This window comes from Arthrobacter halodurans, assembly GCF_041877255.1.
Taxonomy (GTDB): Bacteria; Actinomycetota; Actinomycetes; order Actinomycetales; family Micrococcaceae; genus Arthrobacter_N; species Arthrobacter_N halodurans.
The window spans coordinates 108269-130137 of the sequence record NZ_JBHDLJ010000005.1; the positions used below are offsets into that span (position 1 = coordinate 108269).

At 69.4% G+C, this 21869-nt stretch carries 22 protein-coding genes; 9 read left to right on the plus strand and 13 right to left on the minus strand.

Annotation, left to right across the window (positions count from 1 at the left end; genetic code table 11):
• Positions 1-36: 36 nt before the first annotated feature.
• The 8 genes from ACETWP_RS08210 to ACETWP_RS08245 form a co-directional block, all read right to left on the minus strand.
• Positions 37-1152 (minus strand): FUSC family protein, encoded by a 1116-nt coding sequence (locus tag ACETWP_RS08210; RefSeq protein ID WP_373971744.1) that lies wholly within the window; start codon positions 1150-1152, stop codon positions 37-39.
• A 222-nt stretch (positions 1153-1374) separates the two neighbouring features.
• Positions 1375-3069, minus strand: coding sequence for a thiamine pyrophosphate-binding protein (locus ACETWP_RS08215; protein WP_373971745.1), 1695 nt, complete (start codon positions 3067-3069; stop codon positions 1375-1377).
• Positions 3066-3290, minus strand: coding sequence for a hypothetical protein (locus tag ACETWP_RS08220; RefSeq protein WP_373971746.1), 225 nt, complete (start codon positions 3288-3290; stop codon positions 3066-3068). The genes ACETWP_RS08215 and ACETWP_RS08220 overlap by 4 nt, the downstream gene beginning before the upstream one ends.
• The gene (locus ACETWP_RS08225; protein WP_373971747.1) at positions 3290-4720 is read right to left on the minus strand and encodes a 2-hydroxycarboxylate transporter family protein; all 1431 of its coding nucleotides are present in this window, start codon (positions 4718-4720) and stop codon (positions 3290-3292) included. Before ACETWP_RS08225 ends, ACETWP_RS08220 begins: the two co-directional genes overlap by 1 nt.
• Before the next feature lie 38 nt (positions 4721-4758).
• Positions 4759-5634 (minus strand): hydroxymethylglutaryl-CoA lyase, encoded by an 876-nt coding sequence (locus ACETWP_RS08230; protein WP_373971748.1) that lies wholly within the window; start codon positions 5632-5634, stop codon positions 4759-4761.
• The gene (locus ACETWP_RS08235) at positions 5635-6870 is read right to left on the minus strand and encodes a CaiB/BaiF CoA transferase family protein (protein ID WP_373971749.1); all 1236 of its coding nucleotides are present in this window, start codon (positions 6868-6870) and stop codon (positions 5635-5637) included.
• A gap of 152 nt (positions 6871-7022) precedes the next feature.
• Positions 7023-7688, minus strand: coding sequence for an IclR family transcriptional regulator (locus ACETWP_RS08240; protein ID WP_373971750.1), 666 nt, complete (start codon positions 7686-7688; stop codon positions 7023-7025).
• Between the two features lie 64 nt (positions 7689-7752).
• Positions 7753-7902, minus strand: coding sequence for a hypothetical protein (locus tag ACETWP_RS08245; protein ID WP_373971751.1), 150 nt, complete (start codon positions 7900-7902; stop codon positions 7753-7755).
• A 163-nt stretch (positions 7903-8065) separates the two neighbouring features.
• Between ACETWP_RS08245 and ACETWP_RS08250 the strand changes: the two genes are divergently transcribed.
• Positions 8066-9499, plus strand: coding sequence for a DUF2252 domain-containing protein (locus tag ACETWP_RS08250; RefSeq protein WP_373971752.1), 1434 nt, complete (start codon positions 8066-8068; stop codon positions 9497-9499).
• Between the two features lie 113 nt (positions 9500-9612).
• Here ACETWP_RS08250 and ACETWP_RS08255 read toward each other — a convergent pair whose 3' ends face one another.
• The gene (locus ACETWP_RS08255; RefSeq protein WP_373971753.1) at positions 9613-10173 is read right to left on the minus strand and encodes a dihydrofolate reductase family protein; all 561 of its coding nucleotides are present in this window, start codon (positions 10171-10173) and stop codon (positions 9613-9615) included.
• Positions 10174-10723: 550 nt separating this feature from the next.
• Between ACETWP_RS08255 and ACETWP_RS08260 the strand changes: the two genes are divergently transcribed.
• From ACETWP_RS08260 to ACETWP_RS08280, 5 genes are all read left to right on the plus strand, one after another.
• Positions 10724-11674: a manganese catalase family protein gene (locus ACETWP_RS08260; RefSeq protein WP_373971855.1), complete on the plus strand. Its 951-nt coding sequence runs from the start codon at positions 10724-10726 to the stop codon at positions 11672-11674.
• A 212-nt stretch (positions 11675-11886) separates the two neighbouring features.
• Complete coding sequence (locus tag ACETWP_RS08265; protein WP_373971754.1) at positions 11887-12465, plus strand: TetR/AcrR family transcriptional regulator; 579 nt, start codon at positions 11887-11889, stop codon at positions 12463-12465.
• A gap of 32 nt (positions 12466-12497) precedes the next feature.
• Complete coding sequence (locus ACETWP_RS08270; protein WP_373971755.1) at positions 12498-13451, plus strand: DMT family transporter; 954 nt, start codon at positions 12498-12500, stop codon at positions 13449-13451.
• A gap of 142 nt (positions 13452-13593) precedes the next feature.
• Complete coding sequence (locus ACETWP_RS08275) at positions 13594-14016, plus strand: DUF1801 domain-containing protein (protein WP_373971756.1); 423 nt, start codon at positions 13594-13596, stop codon at positions 14014-14016.
• A 155-nt stretch (positions 14017-14171) separates the two neighbouring features.
• Positions 14172-14792, plus strand: a complete 621-nt coding sequence (locus tag ACETWP_RS08280) for a GntT/GntP/DsdX family permease (protein ID WP_373971757.1) — start codon at positions 14172-14174, stop codon at positions 14790-14792.
• Between the two features lie 138 nt (positions 14793-14930).
• On the opposite strand, the gene ACETWP_RS08285 is transcribed toward ACETWP_RS08280, so the two are convergent.
• The 4 genes from ACETWP_RS08285 to ACETWP_RS08300 form a co-directional block, all read right to left on the minus strand.
• Positions 14931-16532: a heparan-alpha-glucosaminide N-acetyltransferase domain-containing protein gene (locus tag ACETWP_RS08285; protein WP_373971758.1), complete on the minus strand. Its 1602-nt coding sequence runs from the start codon at positions 16530-16532 to the stop codon at positions 14931-14933.
• A complete protein-coding gene (locus tag ACETWP_RS08290; RefSeq protein WP_373971759.1) occupies positions 16480-17049 on the minus strand; it encodes a DapH/DapD/GlmU-related protein in 570 nt (189 codons plus the stop codon). The genes ACETWP_RS08285 and ACETWP_RS08290 overlap by 53 nt, the downstream gene beginning before the upstream one ends.
• A 186-nt stretch (positions 17050-17235) precedes the next feature.
• Entirely contained in the window at positions 17236-18282 is a 1047-nt protein-coding gene (locus ACETWP_RS08295; RefSeq protein ID WP_373971760.1) for an NAD(P)-dependent alcohol dehydrogenase, read from the minus strand.
• A gap of 134 nt (positions 18283-18416) precedes the next feature.
• Positions 18417-18878, minus strand: a complete 462-nt coding sequence (locus tag ACETWP_RS08300) for a MerR family transcriptional regulator (RefSeq protein WP_373971761.1) — start codon at positions 18876-18878, stop codon at positions 18417-18419.
• Positions 18879-19095: 217 nt separating this feature from the next.
• Here ACETWP_RS08300 and ACETWP_RS08305 point away from each other — a divergent pair, with 217 nt between their 5' ends.
• From ACETWP_RS08305 to ACETWP_RS08315, 3 genes are all read left to right on the plus strand, one after another.
• A complete protein-coding gene (locus tag ACETWP_RS08305; RefSeq protein ID WP_373971762.1) occupies positions 19096-19509 on the plus strand; it encodes a hypothetical protein in 414 nt (137 codons plus the stop codon).
• Positions 19510-19630: 121 nt separating this feature from the next.
• The gene (locus ACETWP_RS08310; protein WP_373971763.1) at positions 19631-20839 is read left to right on the plus strand and encodes a globin domain-containing protein; all 1209 of its coding nucleotides are present in this window, start codon (positions 19631-19633) and stop codon (positions 20837-20839) included.
• Between the two features lie 343 nt (positions 20840-21182).
• Positions 21183-21599, plus strand: a complete 417-nt coding sequence (locus ACETWP_RS08315; RefSeq protein ID WP_373971764.1) for a hypothetical protein — start codon at positions 21183-21185, stop codon at positions 21597-21599.
• Positions 21600-21869 lie beyond the last annotated feature (270 nt).

The window sequence follows — 21869 nt, forward strand, 5'->3', positions numbered from 1 at the left end:
CCGATCGGACGGTGGGTTTGACGTCCCGCCCGGCGGTCAGGGCGTGTCCGCCGGGTCCCATCCGGTCCGCAGCCGGATCCCGTCGACGATGCGTTGCAGGGACATAGCCACGGACGCCGCGGGGACCAGTGCCGCGGCGCCCTGCAGGAGTTCGCGGTCCATCGCCTCGAGGAGGTCCCGCAGCGCGGCATCGGCGTCGGCGAGGTCGGCCGCGGGGTCCTTCCCCGGTTCCCAGGCGGCGAGCAGACGGGCGACGCGGTGCATGGCCCGGCTCAGCGGCGGGCGGAGCGCCGGCGGAAGGCTCACCGGGAAAGGCGTTCCCCAGACGGCGGCGGTGAGTTCCTCGCCGAGGTCGCGAACCTGGAACGTGATGCTTTCCAGGGTGCGGAGGTCGGCGTAGTCGGCCGGGAGGTCGTGGCGGTGGAACCGGGTGCGCGGGTTGCCCCGGCTGCTGCGGTCCGCGTCGACCACGGCCAGGCGCACCGAGGCGGCGGCCTCCTCCAGCGGCGCGGTCCGGCTGGCCCAGTCCTCGTGCGCCGGCGGCCAGTCCTCCGTCAGGGCCTGGCCGATGTCGTCCAGCTGCCGGGAAAGGGTCTTGCGCAGGTCCGCGAGCTCCACGGCTGCCGCCCCCAGCCGCAGGGGCGGGAAGACCAGCAGGTTGACGGCCAGGCCGACGGCGACGCCCAACCCCATCTGCGTGATGTATCCGAGAGAGAACGCGTCGGCGTCGGGCCCGCCGATGACGAGCACGAACATGGCGGCCATGGGGACGTAGTCCCTTCCGGCGCCGAGCCAGCGGTGCCCGGCGACGAGGACCCCGGCCAGGACGACGAGGGCGACCCCGGGCAGCGGGGGGACGCCCAGCATCGTCACCAGCCAGGCCAGGAAGATCCCGATGGCCAAACCGGAAAGGGTCTGCAGTCCGGCCCGCGCGGAGCCCATCAGGGTGGGATACATGCTGATCAGGGCGCCCAGCGGAGCATAGTAGGGGTATTCGTCGGTGACTCCGGGCATGAGGGGGGCGAGGAGGTAGGCCAGCGCCGCCGCCAGGGCGGCCTTGACCGCGAGCAGGACGCGGGGCGCGGCCACGGCCGACCCGGCCGCGGCGGCGACGCGGCGCGGGAGGCCCCGGACGGTTCGTAGCTTTGCCATGGTTCCCATCATCACAGGGGCGGCGCGCGGAACACACCCGCGGGTCTGTTCCGGCGCCGCGCCCTACCGCAGGGTTCCCGTGCGCCCCGCACACGGCGAAGGCCCCGGTCGGGGGACCGGGGCCTTCTTCATCACTCGCACCTTGAGAGGTGTTTCCAACCTACGGGGCGGGCCTGTGCGGAGCCTGTGCGCGGCGTGGGAACCGGCTGCCCGCCCGGGCGGTCAGAGGCGCTTGCCGGCATCCAGGGACGCGGACATGAATTCCGCGACGATCTTCTGCGAGATGGCGACGTCGAGGACGAACACGCCGTCGTCGTGAGTTGCGAGCCAGTCTTCGAGCACGGCGAGGTCCGCCAGGGACGTGGCCTTGGCGCCGTCGGCCCCGAGCGCGCGCCCGATGGCGGAGAAGTCGACCTCGTCGATGAGCATGGCCTGGTCGTGGAGGCCCTTGGACGCGTACTGGTGCAGCTCGGCGCCGTACGCGGAGTCGTTCAGCACGACGACGACGCCGCGCCGCGTGGCGCGCAGGAACGTCTCGAAATCGGCCAGGCCCATGAGCCCCCCGCCGTCGCCGGAGAACAGCACGGTGGTGCGGTCCGGCCGGGCCGCGGAGACCCCGGCGGCCGAGCCGAAGCCGAGCCCGATCGACTGGAACGCCGTGCCGACCAGCACCATGGCGCGCGGGTCGGGGACGGACAGGTACATCGGCGCCCAGCCGATGAAGTGCCCGCCGTCCATGACCACGGAGCGCTCGCGCGGCAGGATGCGGTCCAGGACGGAGACGACGGCGCGCGGGTTCAGGCGTCCGTCGGCGCCGAACTCGGCGGGATCCTCGTTCGGCGCCGCGGACCGGAAGTCGGGTCCGGCGACCTCGGGCACCCGCGCGCGCCACGTGTCCGCGGAGTCGGCTCCGGGGACCTTCTCCAGCAGTTCGGCCAGGAACGCGGGCAGGTCGGCGCGGATGTAGTCGGTGACCAGCGGGTGCTCGGTCGCCGGTTCGTTGTCGATCCGGATGATGCGCGTGCCGGGGGAGAACAGGGTCCCGTAGCGCGTCTGGAACGCGTTGAGGCTGGCGCCGGCGACGAGGACGACGTCGGCGGTCCGGGCGGGTTCCAGACGGTGCGTCCGGGTGAATCCGCCGGCGACGCCGAGGTCCCATTCGCTGTCGAAGAGGTTCGCCGCCATGACCGAGGTCATGAACATCGCGCCGAGGCGGTCGCCGAGCTCCTTCAGCGCGGCGGCCGCACCGGAGAGCAGCACGCCGCGGCCGCCGAGGATCAGCGGTCGGTCGGCGGCGCGCAGGACCGCCGCCACCTCATCGAGCTCCACGGTGGTGGCCAGGTGGGCCGGCTTGTCAGGCAGCGGCCCGAGGTCCTCCGGATCCGTGAGGGGCAGGTTGCCGAGGTCGTAGGGGATGGCGAGGACCACCGGCTGGAACGTCCGGAGGGCGAGGTCGAAGGCGCGGTGCGTGATGGCCGCCGCGTTCCCGGGACCCGCCGTCAGGGTGGCGACGCCGACGGCCGCGGCGGCGCCCGGCTGGTCGACGTCGAACGGCCGCAGCCCGGTGGTGGGCGCGTCGCCCACCACGAGGACCAGCGGGATGCGGGCCATGCGCGCCTCCGCGAGGGCCGTGTAGGTGTTCGTGAACCCGGCGCCGTAGGTGGTGGTGGCGGCCGCGATCTCCCCGGTGGCGCGGTGGTAGGCGTCCGCCATGGTGACGGTCGCCGATTCGTGCCGCGCGGAGGTGAACGGGAAGCCCGCCCGCGTCAGGTGGCTGATGAGGTGGGCGTTGCCGTTGCCCATCAGGCCGAAGAGGTGCCGCGTTCGTCCGGCCAAGGCCTCGGCGACCGCGCTGGAGACCGTGGGCTCCTGGTCCGGGAAGCGCACGGGTGCGGACGGGGGATCGATGGCGGTCATGGCAACTCTCCGTTGGGCCGGGTGGTGACGGAAGCCAGCGTAGCGCCGCCGCTGGCCTCCGCGTGCAGCGCGGTCAGCGTCCGGTGGGTCTCGGCGTTCGCGAGGCAGCGCGCCGGCTCCGTCTCCGTGGGCGATCCAGCACCCACCACCGTCGGCGCGACCCACGCGCCGGCCGGGAGGCGCGGCGCGCGCCCGTCGATGCCCAGGACGTGGCCCGCCATCAGCCGGCCGCCCCGGCGAGCAGCGGAACCAGAAGGGAGGTGACGAAAAGGACCAGCGCTCCGCCGATGCGGTTGGTCAGGGCCGCGAAGGGCATCAGGTGCATGCGGTTGGCGGCGCTGAGCACGGAGACGTCGCCGCTGCCGCCGGTGTCCGCCATCACGAGCCCTGGGGTGATGGAGGCCTCGACGAAGTTGAACTTCACCAGCCAGCCCAGGACGCCGGAGGTCAGGCTGGCGATGATGACGGTGGCGACCGTCAGCAGGATGAACAGCGGGTTGCTCAGGGAGGAGAGGACCTCGTTGATCTCGATGTAGGTGATGCTGACGCCGACCAGGAGCGCGGGGATCAGGATGGCGCTGAGCATGTCGCCCCACTCGGAGCTGGCCTCCTCGAGTTCCCGGGGGAACAGGCCGAAGATCTTGACGGCCGCCGCCAGAATGATGGTCCAGGCGTACGGGTGCAGGGCGGGCAGGTAGGCGGCGATCAGGTTCCCGGCGACGAAGAGGCTGCCGGCGATGACCAGTCCCTTGCCGAGGGAGATGTAGGAAGACATGTCCTTCTTGGCCGGGACGGCGAGCTCGCTGGCCTTGCCCTCGATGCGCATCAGCTGGCCGTTGCCGTTGAAGCCGACGAACGGCTGGAGGCCGCGCTTGCCGATGCCGTTGTAGAGGCCGGCGATCAGGATGCAGACCACGTTGGCCATGACGACGGCGGACATGAGGTCGCCCATGAAGGCGCCGGAGTCGCCGCCGGTGGCGGACGCGTACATCTCCGACATCGGCAGGGCGCCGACGCCGAGGCCGCCGGCCATGATGGGCGCGGCGATGAAGAGGACGGCCTCGAGGAAGCCGAAGCCGGTGACCAGGCCCAGCAGGCCCACCAGCGCGAAGGTGGCGAACAGGCAGCCGACGAGCGGGACGGCGAAGCGGGGGCCGGCCTTGAGCAGCAGGGCGCGGGGCATGCCCAGGATGCTGCCGGCGATGATCGCCACCACGAAGAAGTCCAGGAAACCGTAGCCGCCGACGAAGTTCTGCACCACGTCCACCGCGTTCTGCGGGATCAGGCCGAAGACGAGCAGCGTGGCCGGGACGAACGTGCACAGGATGGTCGGGAGGCCGAAGTCGCGCACCACCGGGACCAGATTGCCGATCCAGATCAGCAGGCCGCCCAGGACGATGGTCACGGCGAAGCCGACGATCATGGAGTCCGGCAGGTTGCCGGTCAGGGCGGAGACGAGCAGCAGGGCGAACAGGACGCAGTAGATGCCGCCGGGGAGGCTGGCGATCCGGAAGCCGCGGGGGTAGGGGTGGTGCACGGCCCGCGAGGGGGCCACCGGCGTCGCCGAGTTCGGGAGGCGTGCGCCGTCGTCGGGCTGGGTGGAGTCCGCCGGGCCCGTGTCGGGGCCGGCCGTGCGGGGTGTTGTCGACATCGTTGTCTCCAAGGGGTCTGTGGGAAAAGGGTACGGGGTCAGCGCGTGGCCGGTGCGGCGGACAACGCAGGGGAGCGGAGGACGACGTCGCGGGCCAGCTGGACGGCGTCCGCGAGGAGGTCCTCGTCGATGCCGGTCTCGTGACCGGCGTCGTGCAGGTGCCGCACGAGCTCCTCGGTGGCGATGTTGCCGTGCGCGCCGGGGGCGAAGGGACACCCGCCGTAGCCCCCCAGAGCGGCGTCGAACCGGACGATGCCGGCCTCGACGGCGGCGCTCGCCGTCGCCAGGGCCTGGCCGCGGGCGTTGTGGAGGTGGAGGTGGTAGGTCAGGTCCGGTTCGCCGGCGCGCACGTGCGCCAGGGATTCCATGACCTGTTCGGTCGGCGACGTTCCGAGCGTGTCCGCCAGGCCGATGTCGCGGATACCCAGATCCTTGAAGGCGCGGACCACGCGCAGCAGGTGCCCCGGGTCGATCTCGCCCTCGAACGGGCAGGTGAAGGCCGTGGAAATGCCGGCGAAGAAGCCGACGCGCGGGAAGCGCGCCACCTCCCGGCCCAGGTCGGCCAGGGCGGACTCGATGCCCTGCCCGGCGTTGGCGTTGCTGTGGGCCTGGCTGGCGGACGTGACCACCTGGATGTCGGTGGCTCCGGCGTCGACCGCCCGCTGGATGCCGCGGCCGTTCAGCGCCAGGGACGTGTAGGTGACGCCGTCGCGCCGGGGGAGGCCGCCGAGGACCCGGGCGGCGTCGCCCATCTGCGGGACCTTCGCGGGGTTGACGAAGGAGGCCACCTCCAGGCGGGTGAATCCGGCGGCGACGAGGGAGTCGGCGACGGCGAGCTTGTCCTCGGTGGAGACGATGACGGGCTCGTCCTGCAGGCCGTCGCGGAGGAAGACGTCGGTGATCTGCACCTTCATTTAGAGCGCCACCTTCGGGTTGGTGCGGGCGATCTCGTCCGGGCCGAGCCCGGCGAGGTCGCGCAGGACCTCCTCGGTGTGTTCGCCCAGGTCGGGGCCGACCCACTGCACGCGGCCCTCGTGGCCGGGGATCTTCGGGACGACGCCGGGGAATCGGATCAGCTCGGGTTCCTGGTCGACGACGACCTCGTGGGTCTGGATCATGTCGCGGGCGAGGTAGTGCTTGTCCTCGGCGATGCTCGGGGCGTCGTAGACCGGGCCGGCGGGAACGCCGGCCGCGTCGAGCAGGTCCAGGACCTCGGTGAGCGTGCGGCTTCCGGTCCACGCGGAGATCGCGCCGTTGAGCTCCTCCTCGCGGGAGCCGCGCGCCTCGGTGGTCAGCAGCGACTCGTCCGCGGCGAGGTCCCCACGGCCCATCGCCTTCATCAGGCGGACGAAGACAGAGTTGGAGTTGCCGCCGATGACCACCTCCAGGCCGTCGCCGCACAGGTAGGAGCCCGTCGGGACGACGCCGGGGAGGGCGCCGCCGGTGCGCTTGCGGACCATCCCGTAGGCGTCGTAGTCCGGGACGAGGGATTCCAGGAGGCTGAACACGCCCTCGTAGAGTGCGACGTCGACCGTCTGCGGTCCGGTGTGCCGGACGCCTTTGGCCTTCTGCAGCATCAGCATCAGCGCGCCGATGACGCCGTAGAGTCCGGCGACGGTGTCGCCCATGCTGGCGGCGGCGCGGCCGGCCGGGCGGTCCGGTTCGCCGGTGATGTAGCGCAGTCCGGCGAAGGATTCCGCGGAGCTGCCGAAGCCGGCGCGGTCCTTGTAGGGGCCGGTCTGGCCGTAGCCGGAGATGCGTACCATCACGATCTCGGGGTTGAGTTCGGTCAGGACGTCCGGGCCCAGCCCCCACTTTTCGAGGGTGCCGGGTCGGAAGTTCTCGATGACGACGTCGCACTGGGCGGCGATCTTCTTGACCGCCTCGCGCCCCTCGTCGGTGCGCAGGTCCAGGACGACCGACTTCTTGTTGCGGCCCAGCGTCCTGAAGAGCATGGAGGTCGCGCCGCGCGTCTTGCGCCAGTCGCGGAGTTCGTCGCCGCCGTTGGGGCGCTCGATCTTGATGACCTCCGCACCGAAGTCGCCGAAGAGGCGCGCGGCGAAGGGGGCGGCGATGAAGCTGCCCAGCTCCAGGACCCGGATGCCTTCGAGCGGGAGGGTGTTGCCCTCGATGCGCAGATTCTCAGTCACAGCGTCTACTTCCTTCCGGTTCCGGCAATTTCCTACTAAGTGGGAACTGATTGCCATTTAGCGGGAAGAGAGTAGCAAGTGATCCACGGCACACACAACCCCCAGTCCGACCTTTCGGAAAGGCGGCTGCACGCGGCGGGCGCGGCTCCGCCCTAGTGTCCGAGTCCCTCGAGTTCGTCACCCACGCGCTGCGCGGCCCGGAGGACGGCGTCGCCGAAGTCCGCGCCGGGGGAGTGCGCCACCCGGGCCAGCGGCATGGCGAGGCAGATCGCCGCGACGATGTTGCCCTGCGTGCGGACGGGGGCGCTGACCGAGCCGAGGCCCGGGGTGCGCATGCCCACGGATTCGACCCATCCGCCGGTCTCGAGTTCACGGAGGGCATCGGGTTCGCCGGCGAGGAGGCGCCCGCTCGATCCGGCGGGGAGCTGCAGTCGCGAGCCCGGGGGGAGGGTGGCCCGCAGCTCGTGGCGGCTGTCCGCGCTCAGCACACAGACGCGCTCGTTGCCGCGGCGGATCCACAGCTGGGCCGTTTCACCGGTGGTTTCCCGCAGTTCCTCGAGCACCGGAAGGGCGGAGCTCTCCAGGGTCGTACGCACAAACCGGTGGCCCAGGCGGAAGCTGCCGCTGTCGGCCCGACGGAGGAAACCGTACTCGACCATGGAAAGGGCGAGGCGGTGGGTTGTCGAAACGGAGAGCCCGGTGCGGCGCGCCAGCTCGCTGGCCGTGACCGACGCTGGCCCGACGGCGTCCAGGATGGCGGCGGTCCGTTCCAGCGTGCGGTTGCCGGGGGAGGGGTCGGCGGACTCGAGGGATGGCATAACGCCAGCCTACGGCGCTCCCTACCCGGCCGGGACACCGGGGTGGGTGCCCCGACGGCCCGCCTCAGATCGACGCGGCATCCTTCGCGGGAACCAGGTTGGCGGGGAGCGTGATGGCCGCCCCGAGCCCGACGAGTCCCAGCGCGGCCAGGGTGACCATCGCGAGACCGTACGACCAGCAGACGAGCCCGGCGACGAGGACGGTCCCCGCCACGGCGGTGCCGAGCGTTGACGATCGGCCGCGCCGGAGCCACAATCGCCTTATCAAGGTGGACGAGATGCCGCAGCCCCGGTGGAAGGAACGTCGGTCGGGCGAGGCGATTCCCACGTTCCACGCGCGATGTGCGGTTCCGGACATCCCCAGGGGGTCGCCGAGCATGGCTGGCCAGAGAGTCAAGCACCCGAGTGTCGAGGAACGTGCGGCGGCGGGCAAGGAGCGCCGGGAGAGGACACCCGTTTCCAGCCACACGGCGTGGGTTCCCGCTCCCGACCGGCCGGATCCGGTGGCGCTCCTCGAGGAACAGAACCGGACGCGGGAACGCGACCTCGTGCCGGTGCGCCATGGTCGGATGCTGGTCTCACCGTTCACGTTCTACCGAGGCGCGGCCAAGATCATGGCCACCGACCTGATGGACACGCCGCGGGCCGGCTTGGCGACCCAGCTGTGCGGGGACGCTCACCTGGACAACTTCGGCGTCTTCGCCTCGCCAGAGCGAAACCTGCTGTTCGACCTCACGGACTTCGACGAGACACTGCCGGGCCCGTTCGAATACGACGTCAAGAGATTGTCCACGAGCTTCACCATCGCGGCGCGGAACAACGCATTCACCCATGACGAAACGCGTGATGTGACGCTCGCCGCGGTCCGGGCCTACCGCGAAGCGATGGCCGTGTTCGCGCAGATGCGGACGCTGGATATCTGGTATGCCCGCCTGTCCGCGGAGCAGTTGATGGAAGCCTTGGATCTGGCCGTGGCCAGCCAGAAGGGCAAGGCCCTGAAGAAGGCCCGGAGCGCGGCCATCACCGCGCGGGAGAACGTTGCGAAGGCCCACACCCGGGACAGCCTGCAGGCGCTGTCCAAGCTCGCCGAGCGCGTCGACGGGAAGTACCGAATCGTCAGTCAGCCGCCCATCGTCATCCCCCTCCGGGAACTGGGGGTTTCATACGGCATGTCCGCCGACGAGCTTGACCACGTGATTCGCCAGCAGTTCCGCTCGTACCGGGCCTCATTGCCGGATGACCGGCGTCACCTGCTGGAGCGCTTTGAGCTCGTCGACATCGCCCGCAAGGTCGTGGGTGTCGGCAGTGTGGGCACGCGGACATTCATCGCCCTGCTTCAGGGGCGCGATCAACATGATCCGCTGTTCCTCCAGGTCAAGGAGGCCTCACGGTCGGTGCTCGAGGCCCACCTGCCGAAGAGCAGGTTCAGCCAGCCGGGCGAGCGTGTGGTGCGGGGGCAGCGGATGATGCAGGCCGCGAGCGACATCTTTCTGGGATGGACCAAGGGCTCGCGGGACGACCGGTACCTGTACTGGCGCCAGCTGCGGGACATGAAGGGCTCGGCCGTGGTGGAGGGGATGCAACCGCTGGGCATGACGCTGTATGCCGACGCTTGCGGCTGGACCCTCGCCCGGGCGCACGCCCGGTCGGGGGATCCGGTCGCGATCGCCGCCTACCTCGGCAAGAGCGACAGGTTCGACCGCTCCATCACCGATTTTTCCCGGCGCTACGCGGACCAGAATGAACGGGACTACCGGTCCTTCGCCGACGCGGTCCGTGCCGGACGGCTGGAAGCGATCACCGGCATCTGACCCAACGGCGCCACCCGCATCCGTGGACGGCACGATCGGGCGCGGGCCGGCGCTTGCGCATGCCGTCCCTCCCCGCGCCCGAGCGCCGCAAGGGCCCCGGCCCCGACCGCGGCTCAGCGGTCCACGGCATAGCGAAGGAAGACCATGCCGTTGCCGAAGCGGCGTTCGTCGAGGAGTTCCAGCGGTTGGCGGAGGCCGCCGGGAAACATCCTCTTGCCGCCCCCGACGAGCATCGGCGCCAGGAACACGTGGCACTCGTCGATCAGTCCGGCGTGCCACGCCGAGGCCGCGATCGAGGCACCCGAGACGTTGAGGTCGCGATCCGCAGCGGCCTTGATCCGTCGAACGAGGGAGGGATCGAATTCGCGCTCGAGCCGCGTGCGCCGCGTGGAGACCGACTCGAGGCTGCGCGAGAAGACAACCTTCTCCGCGGCCTGCCAGATCCGGGCGAATTCCGCGCTCTTGGGGGACTGCTCCGCCACCGCAGGATCGTTTTCCCAGCCGGTCATCATCTCGTACATGGTGCGTCCGTACAGGTAGGTCCCGATGTCGCGCTCGGTGGCGTTGATGAAGTCGAGCACCTCCTCGTCCGGGACCGCCCAATCGAATTGTCCACCTGGGTCGGCGACGTAGCCGTCGAGCGAGGCGAGGTACGAATAGATCAACTTCGGCATCGGAGGTCCTCCTGACCCGGGCGCGCGTGAGAGTCCGTGCGTGAATGCTACTCCTGGACGCGGCCAGCAAGCGGCCCTCGTTGTCGGGGAACGCGTCAATCTGGCCGGACGGATGCTCACGGCGGCCGAACGACCTCCGCGAGCACGCTTCGACCAACCGTCCCGCGAGGGGGCCGTCTTCGGTGACCGCCCGAACTGCCTCCGCGGGAGCCGGCCGATCGTCGCTCGGAGGGGCTGTGGGTGTCGGTCGCCGCGCATGGCTCGGGATGGACCGCGTCCGGCAACTGGCGACGGTGTGCTCCGCGGCGGCGTCACGGGCAGCCGGTCCGACGCCGGGTCCGGCCCCGAACGCCGTGGTTCCGGCGGATGTGGACCGTGGCTGTCCGGCTCTTCACCGGGCATGGACGAGGGTTCGCCGGACGCGGATTTACATCGTACGCAACCCTTGACCCCGGTGGCGGCGGCGAGGAACGTGGTCCGGGTCAGGCGGTTTGGTGCCGAGATGGCGCAGTCCCTCGGCGCGGCCGGTCCTTCGTTCCAGGAGTCGGAAATGTACCTGCACACCCAACAGCTGATCAATGAGATCGCGGTCGACGAACCCGATCCGGCCGCGGCCAACGCCCTCCAGGAAGGCCTCGGCGGACAGTTCGGCGAGATGCGCACGATGATGCAGTACCTGTTCCAAAGCATGAACTTCCGCGGCGACGCGGCCGGAAAACCGTACAAGGACCTGATGCAGGGCATCGGCACCGAGGAGATCAGCCACGTCGAGCTCATCGGAACCACGATCTCCCGGCTGCTCGACGGGTCCCCGCGCTACAACGGGAAGAAGACCGACCCCGTCGACCAGCCCGGCGCCAAGGGCGCGACCCCCCTGAAGATCGCCTTGGACACCGGCAACATCCACCACTACCTCGTCGCCGCTCAAGGCGCCCTGCCCGTCGACGCCGCCGGGAACCCCTGGAGCGGCAGCTACGTCTACAACAGCGGCAACCTGGTCCTGGACCTGCTCTACAACCTGATGCTGGAGTCCACCGGCCGGCTGCAGAAGTGCCGGATCTACGAGATGACGGAGAACAAGACGGCGCGGTCCACGGTCGCCTACCTGATCGTGCGGGACCAGGCTCACGAGAACGCCTACGCGAAGGCCCTCGAGAGCCTGGGCGTCAACTGGGGCGCGGCCCTGCCAATCCCGAAGACCAATGCCGAGCGGTTCCCGGAGGTGAAGAAGCTGTTGGACCAGGGGCTCCAGAACGTGCAGTACACCTTCGGCGCGGACGACCTCAGCGAGGCCGGCAAGCTGTTCCGCGGCGCGTCCCCGTCCGACGCTTCCCAGGAGCTGCGGACCGAGGTCATGCCGCAGGGATTCCCCATGACCATCGCGCCAGAACGGCGGGAGGAATTCTCGCCCGGTCTGGACCCCGAACTGCTCGCGCTGATCCAGGCCACGGCCGAGGTGGAGCTCAAGGACGCCGACCACCCGAAGGAGGCCAAGAAGTAGCGGGACGCCAGAAACCTCCTCCGGCAACCGGCCCCTGCGCGCTTCGTCCAGGGGCCTCGGAGCGACCCTCGTGAAACCCGCCGGTCGCGAGGCAACCTGCGCTCTTCGCCCCCCGCGCGGCAGCGACCGGTCGACCGATCTCGTCCGACGGGGGCGTCGACCCTCGGTAGACTGATCTACCTAGTCTGCGGCGAGCAACGGTGGGGGCACATATGAACGTCCGCGAACGGCGCGGGAGCGCGAGGGGACGGATCCTCGAGGCGGCGGGGCGGCGTTTCTACGCGGACGGCATCGCCTCCACGGGAATCGACGCGATCACGGCCGACGCCGGGGTGGCCAAGATGAGCCTTTACAACAACTTCGCCTCCAAGGCGGCGCTGGTCGAGGCGTATGTGGATGCGCGCCACGAGGAGTGGCTGGGGCTGTATAGGGCGCGCGCGGCGCTGGCCGCGTCGCCCGCGGGACTCGTCCTCGCCGTGTTCGACGCGTACATCGACCACGCGGCCGCGGCCCACAGACAGGGTTTCCGCGGGTGCGGCCTCCTGAACGCCGCCGCCGAGCTCGGCGCCGACGCCCCGGCCCGCGCGGCCGTCCGCCGTCACAAGGAGGAGGTCGAGGGCATCCTCGCGGAGGCACTGGGCGGCGGCGCGCAGGCGGACCGCGCGGCGGATTTGTCCGAACACCTGTGTTTCCTGCTCGAGGGGGCGATGGCCCGAGCGGGACTCGAGGGCCAGGACACCCGGCTCGTCAGGGCGCGCGCGATCGCGGCGGACATGCTGGACCGCCTGTGAGCCCCCGGCCGACGGACCGTTTGAACGGCGGCGTGGCGGCGATTCTGGTGACCTCGTTCCTGTGGGGCACTACCGGCACGGCCGCCACCTTCGCCCCGGGCGTGGGGCCCCTGGCCATGGGTGCGGCCGCCCTCGGCATCGGCGGCCTGCTCCAGGCGGCGATCGCCGTGCCCTCCCTCCGTCGATCGCGGGGCCTGTTGCGCCGCCACGCGCCGCTCGTGGCCACCGGTGCGCTGGCCGTTGCCATCTACCCGCTGGCCTTCTACAGTTCGATGCGGCTGGGCGGCGTCGCGATCGGCACCGTCGTGTCGCTGGCGTCGGCCCCTCTCGCCTCGGGCATCCTCGAACGAGTCCTGGAGAGAAGGTTGCTGAGCCGCTGGTGGATGCTCGCGGCCCTGTTGGGCATCGCCGGTTCCGTCCTGCTCTGCCTGTCCACGATGGACGGCACAACGGCGGGTGTCGCAGCACTGGCCGCCAGCATCGCCCTCGGGTTGGTCGCCGGCACCACCTATGCCGCGTACTCCTGGGTGGTCCACCGGCTCATGGCCCACCGGGTCGGGCGCGCCGCCTCGATGGGGGCGGTCTTCGGCGGCGGCGGGTTGCTTCTGGTGCCCGTGCTGCTGGTGGCGGGCGCGCCGCTCGTCGCCTCGGCGCAGGCGTTCGGCGTCGCGGCCTATATGGCGTTGGTGCCCATGTTCCTGGGATACCTGCTCTTCGGCTACGGACTAACGCGGGTGCTGCCGAGCACCGCCACCACGCTGACGCTCAGCGAGCCCGCGGTCGCAGCGGCCCTCGCGGTCCTCGTGGTCGGCGAACGTCTGGCCCCCACCGGCTGGATCGGCCTGTCGGCCATCGGCGCGGCGCTGGTGGTCCTGGCAGTCGCCCCCGCGAATTCCCCGGCCCCCTTGCCCGACGGCGGACCGTCACCGCGGCCGGCCGCGCCGGAACGCGGCGGCCGATCCGTGGACACGGGGGCGATACCCTGACCGGGTGTCTGTGGCGCGCGGTAAACATCGGAGGTGCGGTGAAGGGCCTCGCGGCCGCGGCACGGACGCTTGACGGGACCACCACCGGGATTCGGCCATGGCGAAGTACTCTGGGTGATCCAGCACGATCGCGAGGAGAACCATGGCAGCGAAGCCGCCCGCAATGTCCCCGTCCGACCTGCCGGTGGCGGAGGTGCTGGACCGCGCCACGGGCCCACGGCGCGCCGAGGCCGACGAACTGCTGGCGCTCCTTGGCGAGATCAGCGGGGAGCAGCCCGTCGTGTGGGCGGGCCGCATCATCGGTTTCGGGGAGTACGAGTACCGCTACGCGAGCGGGCACGGGGGCCGCGCTCCCCTGCTCGCCTTCGCGCCGGGTCCCGCGCAGCACACGATCTACCTCGTCAACGATTTCTCGCAGCGCTGGCCCGACCTGGCGCCCCTGCTCGGCAAGCACCGTGCGAGCAAGGCCTGCCTCTACCTCACGCGTTTGACGGGGGTGGATCGCGACGCGCTCCGCGAGCTGCTGGAGCGCTCGCTCGCCGAGACACGCTCGTCGCTGGGCTGAACGCGAGAGGGAACGGTGTTGCTCCTGCGCGGCCGCTACTGGAAGCCGGAGAAGGACGAAGAGGTCGACCCGGCGATGGTCGAGCTGGAGACCACCGAGCTGGTCGGGGAGGATAGCGCGGCCCCCCGCTGTTTGTCTGCCTTCTGCCCATCCTCGTGCCGCTGGTGATGATAGCCTTCGGTGCCTTCGCCGAGCTGTTCGGGTTCTCCAACGACTTCATTGCCTTCCTCGGAGACGCCAACTTCGCGCTGTTCGTCGGCCTGCTCGGTGCCTATGTGCTGTGCCGTCGAACCCTTGGCTCGAAGGGCACCGATACGGCGATGAGCGAGGGCTTCCACACCACCGGCGAGATCCTGCTCATCACCGGCATCGGCGGTTCCCTGGGGGCCGTCATCGGGGCGACCGGGCTCGACGCCATCCTGGCCGATCTCTTCACCGCCGACGCGGGGGCGCCGGTCATCCTCAGCATCTTGCTTGCCTGGCTCATCGCCGCGGTGCTACATCTGGCGATCGGGTCGGTGTCGGTGGCGGCCATCGCAGCCGCCGGGATCATCGGCCCGGTACTCGGCTCGATCAACGTCTCGCCGATCGTCATCGGACTCGCCATCGCCTCGGGCGCGATGTTCGCCCTTCAGGTCAACAGCAACTTCTTCTGGATGTTCAAGTCGCTGCTCGGACTATCGACCCAAGGGACTTTCAAGACGCTGACGATGGTCACCTCCATCGCCTCGGTGGTCTCGTTGCCGATGGTCATGGGGGTGGCGCTCATCGCCTAGTGTGGGATCTCCGCCAACGAGATTGGCGCCGCCATCGGTGGTCGGCACGGCCATTCGACCCGCGCCGCCCGGCTTTGCGGGGCCCGGGGACCCGTCAATCGCCCCGACCCGACGAACAGTAATTTCATGCCCTGCCCGCTATGTCGCGGCCCTGTCTGCCGCCGTCTTTCGGCGGCTCCCGGTCTTTTCCCGCCCCGGCGTTTCCGCACGGGTCTTGTTCCGCGGAGTTCCCACGCGCGTCCGGACCCAGTCGCTGGCATCGGAGATGATGGTTTCGAGCGGTCCCCTGCCGACGGAGTTTCGCCAGATCAGGGCGAACAGCATGAAGGCGATGATCTGGATCCACAGCGCGACGACCGGCCGGTCCTCGTCCAGGACCTCGAGCATCTCCACGACGCAATGGGCCGAGTACAGGGTGAGCGTCATGGCCCCCATGGCGGCGAAGGGAGTGAAGATCCTGCCCCCGCGGTGGGTCAGGAGCAGCACGATGCCCAGGGCGGCGACGGCCGCGCCAAGGTTGTGCAGCAGGTTCAGGGGCGTGTTGGAGTAGGGGGAGATCGCGGTGAGCCACCACCACGTGGTGTCGGGCAGCACCTCGTCTTCGGGCCCGTAGGCCAGCTGCTCGACGATTTCTGCGCGGGTTAAATCGGGTGTCGCCGCGACGAGGCGTTCCAGTCCTCCGGCCGGTCCCAGCAGGAGCTTCGAGATGGCCCACGTCGTGGCCGCCAGGACGGTTCCCCATCCCGCCAGCACCAGCGCGAGCTTTCGTGACGTGAGCGTCTGGCGGCCGATGACGATGCCCACGCAGACGTACACCATCCACAGCAGCGCGGGATAGTCGCCGGCGAGCAGCATGTCCGTCACGAACACCAACGGGTGGCTCGTGGCCGTGGCCACCGTGTAGTCGACTGTGTCGTTCGGCCGTTCCGGCATGTCCGCGGCAAACAGGTGGCGGAGCACCGGCCCACCGATGGCAAAGACCGGGACGGCAAGCAGCAGGAAGCCGGACGAGCGTCCGAAGAACGGCACCACCAGGAGAAACAGGACACCGAAATACGGGATGATGGTGACAATTGCCCCGAGATAACCCAGCAGCAGCCCTATCCACAGGATAAGCAGCCCGCGCACCACCAGTGCCATCCGGTCGGCCGCCAGGGTGCGGCCATAGAGCTGGCCGTGCGACCGCCGCTCCACGAAGGCGATGGACACGCCAGCGAGCACCGCGAACAGGGCGGCGGCGCGTCCGCCGAAAATTCCGAAGGCCCACGTCATCTGGCCGTCGGCGTTCTCCTCGGGGAATACGTGCACGGCAATCATGCCGATCAACGCGACCGCGCGGGCAACGTCGACACCGAGGGCGCGGCGCGAAACGGAAGACGCCGCCGGTGGGGACTCCGCGACCGATGTCCGCGCGAGATTCCCGCTCGACAGGGGTTCCGGGCTTCCAGCACGCATTACGGGCCCCACGATTCCTGTCAGCTGCAAGGTGACGAGTCCACCGGATCGTCTCTGGGAACGGTGTTGCCCGTCCGTCGCTGGGGATTGCCATCCAGCTCCGCTGCGCCGCCTCGTAGGAGGTGCTTCGGTCAGGATAGGACCGCTGCCGCCGGGAGTACAGACCACCGGCGCCGTCATGGTCACATGGTCCTTCGATGGTGCCCGGTGCATCCGGGACCGGACACATGGTTCAGCTGGAGAGCGAGCGCACCACTCGGGCCGGCGAGCCCACGACAACCGCATGGTGTGGAACGTCTTTCGTCACCACGGAAGCGGCCGCGACGACGGCGTTGTCCCCGATGGTCACGCCCGGCAGGACGGTGACATTGGACCCGATCCACACATTGCGGCCGATGACGATGGGGGCTGGGTGCATGTCCGCGCGGCGGGACGGGTCGAGGTCGTGGTTGAGCGTGGCCAGCACGGTGTTGTGCCCGATCAAGCAGTCGTCCCCGATGACGACGCCACCTTGGTCCTGGAACTTGCACCCGGAGTTGATGAAAATGCGCTTGCCGAGGGTGATGTTTTTCCCGAAGTCGGAGTAGAAGGGCGGGAAGACCGTCACGGATTCGTCGATCGGCTGACCGGTGAGTCGGGCCAGCAGTTCCCGCACGTGAGCTGGTTCCCGGTATCCGCTGTTGAGTTCGCCGGTCACGCGCAGGGCATCCTGGCTGGTGAGGTGCATGACGTGATGCAACGGTGAGCCCCCGGTGATGGTCTCGCCGGCGTTCAGCGCCGCCAGGAGATCGTCGAGGTCCATGGTGGCCTTTCGGTTGTTGATGGGTACCGGCATCGGCGCCCCGGGCGGAGGATCCGCCGTTGGGGGCTCGGGATCCGGCGGTTAGGGTGTCGCCCCGGCCAAGGTGCTCGTGTCCGCGTTCCCGTCCGATCCTGGCCACGGGGTGTGGCGGAATGGTATCCGCCACATCCCGTCCAGATCGATCCGCTATCCCAGGGTGGAGGTGTCGATCACGAAGCGGTAGCGCACGTCCGAGGCGAGGACGCGCTCGTAGGCGTCGTTGATCTTGTCGGCGGGGATGACCTCGATCTCGGCGCCGATGTTGTGCTCGGCGCAGAAATCGAGCATCTCCTGGGTCTCCGGGATGCCGCCGATCATGGAGCCGGCGAACGAGCGGCGGCCGCCGATGAGCGCCATCGCATTCACCGGCAGCGGCTCGGCGGGCGCGCCCACGTTCACCATGGCGCCGCCGACCGTCAGGAGTCCCAGGAAGGCGCTGACGTCGATCGCGGCGCTGACCGTGTTGATGATGAGGTCGAACGAACCGGCGAGTTCCGTGAACGTGGCCTCGTCGCTGGTGGCGTAGTAGTGGTCCGCGCCCAGGCGCAGTCCGTCCTCCTGCTTCTTCAGGGACTGCGAGAGGACGGTGACCTCGGCGCCCATCGCGTGCGCGATCTTGACGGCCATGTGCCCGAGGCCGCCGAGGCCCACGACGGCGACCTTCTTGCCGGGTCCGGCGCCCCAGCGGTGCAGGGGCGAGTAGGTGGTGATGCCGGCGCAGAGAAGGGGCGCCGCGGCGTCGAGCCCGATGCCCTCGGGGATCCCGAGCACGAAGTCCTCGGTGACGACAACGTGGGTGGAGTAGCCGCCCTGGGTGACGGTTCCGTCGCGGTCGGTGGCGCCGTAGGTGCCGACCATCCCCTTGAGGCAGTACTGCTCGTCGCCCGCCGTGCAGTTCTTGCACTCGCCGCAGGAGTTGACCATGCAGCCAACGCCGACCCGGTCGCCGACGGAGTGCCTGGTCACCTCGGATCCGACCTCGGCGACGACGCCGGCGATCTCGTGCCCGGGCACCAGCGGGTACGGCTGCGGTCCCCAGTCCCCGCGCACGGTGTGGATGTCGGAGTGGCAGATGCCGGCGTACTTGATCTCGATCAGCACGTCGTGGGGACCGACGTCGCGGCGTTCGATGGTGGTGGGGGCGAGGTCCCCGTCGGCGGAGGGGGAGGCGTAGGCGTGGACAGTGGTGGTCATGTGTTTACTCCTTGTGGCAATGGTCGGTTGGTGATTCAGGTCTGCCGGCAGTCATCCTGCTCGGCAAGGTGGTCCCCGCGTCACGGCCGGGCCGTGGTCGTCCGCTTCCTGGAGGGCGGGGCGGGGCGTGTTGTCTACTGCTCCTTGGTCTTCTTCAGGTCCTCGGCCAAGGCGCGTGCCTCGTCCGACAGCTGCATGGCCCGGGCATCGTCGCCGGCCTGGACCGCGCGCCAGTACTCGATTTTCAGCCCGACGTACCGCCTCCGCAGTGCGATCGACTTCGCCTCCAGAGCCAGCTGCTCCTGTTGGGCCTCCAACAGCTCGATCTGCCCGGGGGCCGCAGCCGGGCCCAGCGCCCCGTTCTCGACGTAGCGGCGCATGTCGCCCACCGACATTCCCGTCGCGCTCAGGCAGGCCACCCAGGTCAACAGGTCCAGGTCCTCCTCTGTGTAGACCCGGTGCCTGCTGCTCGCCCCGCGGCCGATCGGCGCGATCACGCCGATCGATTCGTAGTACCGCAGCGTGCTGGCCGGCAGTCCGGACAACGCCGAAGCTTCCTTGATGGAGTATGTAGGCCGGATGTTCGGTGAGCTCACACCATCAACGATAGGAACTTCAAGTACTTGAAGACAAGCGGGCCGTACGCTGTGCCGCAAGAACACGGACGGAGGGGCGGAAGTAGCGGCTGTCGCCCCTTGACCCCGGGCCGCCCAAGGTCTCTCATGGAGTGGTCGGAAGAGGTTCTTGCCACCCTGTACACAGGGGGCCCAGCCGTCCGCACCCGTCGGCCGGGTCCCCGGAAGAGGACTTGCCATGATCCGCATGCTGCTTCAGGCGGCCATCAACCTGGTGACGGCTGCCGCCGGGCTACTGCTGGCCGGGGCGATGATTGACGGAGTCACGCTGCAGACCTCGGGATTCGTCACCGCCGTGATCGTCTTTGTCGTGGCCCAGGCCATCCTGGGCCCGTTCGTGTTCAACATGGCCCGCCAGTACGCCTCGGCCATCCTCGGCGGAGTGGGCCTGGTGTCGACCCTGCTCGCTATATGGATCGCGACCCTCATCCCGGACGGTTTGACGGTCTCCGGTCTCACCGCCTGGATCCTCGCAACACTGCTGGTCTGGATAGTGACCGCCCTCGGGACGTGGATCCTCGGGTTCCTCGTGCTCCAGCGCTGGTGGGATAGGCGCACCGAGCAGAAGAACATCCGCCGGGCCGTGTCCTGACGCCCCGCGGCCGCCGGGTCGGTCGAACCTTCCCGAGCCGTCCCGGGGGGCGGCCAACCCGCGCCGCCTTGGCTGCGGGTCGCCCCGGCAGCAACCATCATCAACCACCCAGGAGCATCACGTGCTGTCGGACACCGCGCTACCCATCGTCAAGGCCACGCTTCCCGTCGTCGGCGAGAACATCCAAGAGATCGCCCGCAGATTCTACGGTCACATGTTCAGCGCGCATCCGGAGTTGCTGGACGGGCTCTTCAACCGGGGCAACCAGGCGGACGGCCGCCAGCAGCAGGCCCTCGCGGGGTCCATCGCGGCCTTCGCCGGGTATCTGGTCGACAAGCCGGAGCAGCTGCCGGACCATCTGCTGTCGCGCATCGCCCACAAGCACGTCTCGCTGGGGCTGCGGCCGGACCAGTACCAGATCGTCCACGACAACCTGATGTGGGCCATCGTCGACGTCCTGGGCGACGCCGTCACGCCCGAGGTCGCCGCCGCGTGGGACGAGGTGTACTGGCTGATGGCCAACATGCTCATCAACAAGGAGCGAGGCCTGTACGGGGCCGTGCGGCTATCCCCGGAGACGATCTGGCGGACCTGGCGCGTGGTGGAGCGGACCCCGGAAACGGAGGACGTGGTCACGTTCCTCGTGGAGCGGACGGACGAGCGGGAGGTGAAACCCTCGCTGCCTGGCCAGTACGTCACCCTGAAGATCGAGATGCCCGACGGCGTGCACCAGCCCCGGCAATACAGCTTGACCCGGGCGGACGACGGGATGCACCGCCAATTTTCGGTCAAGCGGGTGCACGGTGGCGGCGCCCCGGACGGCGAGGTGTCCAACCTGCTCCACCACGACGTGCAGGTGGGGGACGAAGTGGTGCTCAGCGCCCCGTTCGGCGACGTGGTGCTGGAGTACTCGGACCGTCCCTTGGTGCTCGCCAGTGCGGGCATCGGCATCACCCCGATGGCCGGGATGCTGTCCCATCTCGTCCAGTCCGCCAGCCGGCGGCAGGTGTTGTTCCTGCACGCGGCCAACTCCTCGGACACCTTCGCCCTGCGCCGCCAGGTGACCGAGGACCTGGGGAGACTCCCGGAAGCCTCCCTGGTGACCTGGTATGCGGAGCAGGGGGATCCGACCCAGATGGCCGACGGCGAACTCGTGGGCTTCATGGACGTCGGATCCGTGGAACTGCCCCTTGACGCCGAGTACTACCTCTGCGGCCCGCTCGTGTTCATGCAAGCGGTGCGCAGTGCCCTGATCGGGCGCGGGGTCCCCGCTAGGGACATCCAGTACGAGGTGTTCGGCCCGGACCTGTGGCTCGCGGACTTCCAATAGTCCCGGGGCCCATCAGGTGCCGGCCTCGCGCCGCCCCACGGGGAGCACGGTAGGCCATCGACGTCGGATCGGCGTTCCGAGAGATGCACGGCCGTCGTACGCGCCGCCATCGGCGTCTATCCACCGGGAATTGCGTGTGCGAAGCAACCCCCGGCTCACGCCGAACGCCATCGTCTGCGCATGTCAGGAATGGATCCTGTCTCCGCAGCGGACGGCCAAGTGGTGCCGGTCTGGCATGCCTGCCAGCCCGCTGGAGGTTGCGTGCATCATGCACGTTTCCATGGTTGAGGGACCCAGCTGCACGGCAGCATCGCGGGCTGGAAGCACCTGCGAGACTGTCGTCGTGACCATCGACATCAAAGCCATGCTCCACCGGATCGTCGCGGAGGTGTTCGACGGGGACTTCACCGTCGAAGATGCGACTTCCAGCGACGATCCCCTGCGTCACGCGGTCCGCGTGTTCAACCGGGACAAACAGGACCGGACGGCAATTATTCGTGCCACCTATGAGTGGATGGACGCTTTCATCCCGGAGCTGAACGTCCAGACCACCGTTTTCGACTACGACGACGTGGAGCAGGAGAAGGAAGACGAACTTCGACGGCTTTGCCTCGTCATGCGCGCCTACCTTCGAGGCGAAGCGCGCATCGACCAACGGCGGCGGCTGTTCCGCCGCGGCACGGTACCGGTCGTGAGCATCGAGCTGGACGGCCTCGAATGGCGCCTCGGCCGGAACCACTGGGTGGTGCCCTACCCGTAGAGCGAATGCTTTCGCCTTGCTGCACCAAGCCGGGAGGCAGGGCACTCTCGTCGAAGAACGCCATCGCTTGCGCGGACGCCTTCTCGACGATCCGGGAGGCCAGCGTTGCGGTCACCACGCCAAGCAGGGCGACCCCGCAAACCATCAAGGCGACGGCGATGACTGCGCCCGGCGCGTCGGAGAGTGCCCGGTGATCGACCGCCACCTACATGGGTCGACGAGGAGGGGGCTGGAGTCCGCCGACGCGCCTCGAACGCGAGAAAGCGCCGG

Coding starts and splice junctions, on each gene's coding strand:
- ACETWP_RS08260 (WP_373971855.1), top strand. CDS start 10,724: ATGTACCTGCACACCCAACAGCTGATCAATGAGATCGCGGTCGACGAA.
- ACETWP_RS08295 (WP_373971760.1), bottom strand. CDS start 18,282: ATGACCACCACTGTCCACGCCTACGCCTCCCCCTCCGCCGACGGGGAC.
- ACETWP_RS08250 (WP_373971752.1), top strand. CDS start 8,066: ATGGCTGGCCAGAGAGTCAAGCACCCGAGTGTCGAGGAACGTGCGGCG.
- ACETWP_RS08265 (WP_373971754.1), top strand. CDS start 11,887: ATGAACGTCCGCGAACGGCGCGGGAGCGCGAGGGGACGGATCCTCGAG.
- ACETWP_RS08225 (WP_373971747.1), bottom strand. CDS start 4,720: ATGTCGACAACACCCCGCACGGCCGGCCCCGACACGGGCCCGGCGGAC.
- ACETWP_RS08290 (WP_373971759.1), bottom strand. CDS start 17,049: ATGGACCTCGACGATCTCCTGGCGGCGCTGAACGCCGGCGAGACCATC.
- ACETWP_RS08305 (WP_373971762.1), top strand. CDS start 19,096: ATGATCCGCATGCTGCTTCAGGCGGCCATCAACCTGGTGACGGCTGCC.
- ACETWP_RS08230 (WP_373971748.1), bottom strand. CDS start 5,634: ATGAAGGTGCAGATCACCGACGTCTTCCTCCGCGACGGCCTGCAGGAC.
- ACETWP_RS08220 (WP_373971746.1), bottom strand. CDS start 3,290: ATGGCGGGCCACGTCCTGGGCATCGACGGGCGCGCGCCGCGCCTCCCG.
- ACETWP_RS08240 (WP_373971750.1), bottom strand. CDS start 7,688: ATGCCATCCCTCGAGTCCGCCGACCCCTCCCCCGGCAACCGCACGCTG.
- ACETWP_RS08215 (WP_373971745.1), bottom strand. CDS start 3,069: ATGACCGCCATCGATCCCCCGTCCGCACCCGTGCGCTTCCCGGACCAG.
- ACETWP_RS08255 (WP_373971753.1), bottom strand. CDS start 10,173: ATGCCGAAGTTGATCTATTCGTACCTCGCCTCGCTCGACGGCTACGTC.
- ACETWP_RS08210 (WP_373971744.1), bottom strand. CDS start 1,152: ATGGCAAAGCTACGAACCGTCCGGGGCCTCCCGCGCCGCGTCGCCGCC.
- ACETWP_RS08285 (WP_373971758.1), bottom strand. CDS start 16,532: ATGCGGTTGTCGTGGGCTCGCCGGCCCGAGTGGTGCGCTCGCTCTCCA.
- ACETWP_RS08275 (WP_373971756.1), top strand. CDS start 13,594: ATGGCAGCGAAGCCGCCCGCAATGTCCCCGTCCGACCTGCCGGTGGCG.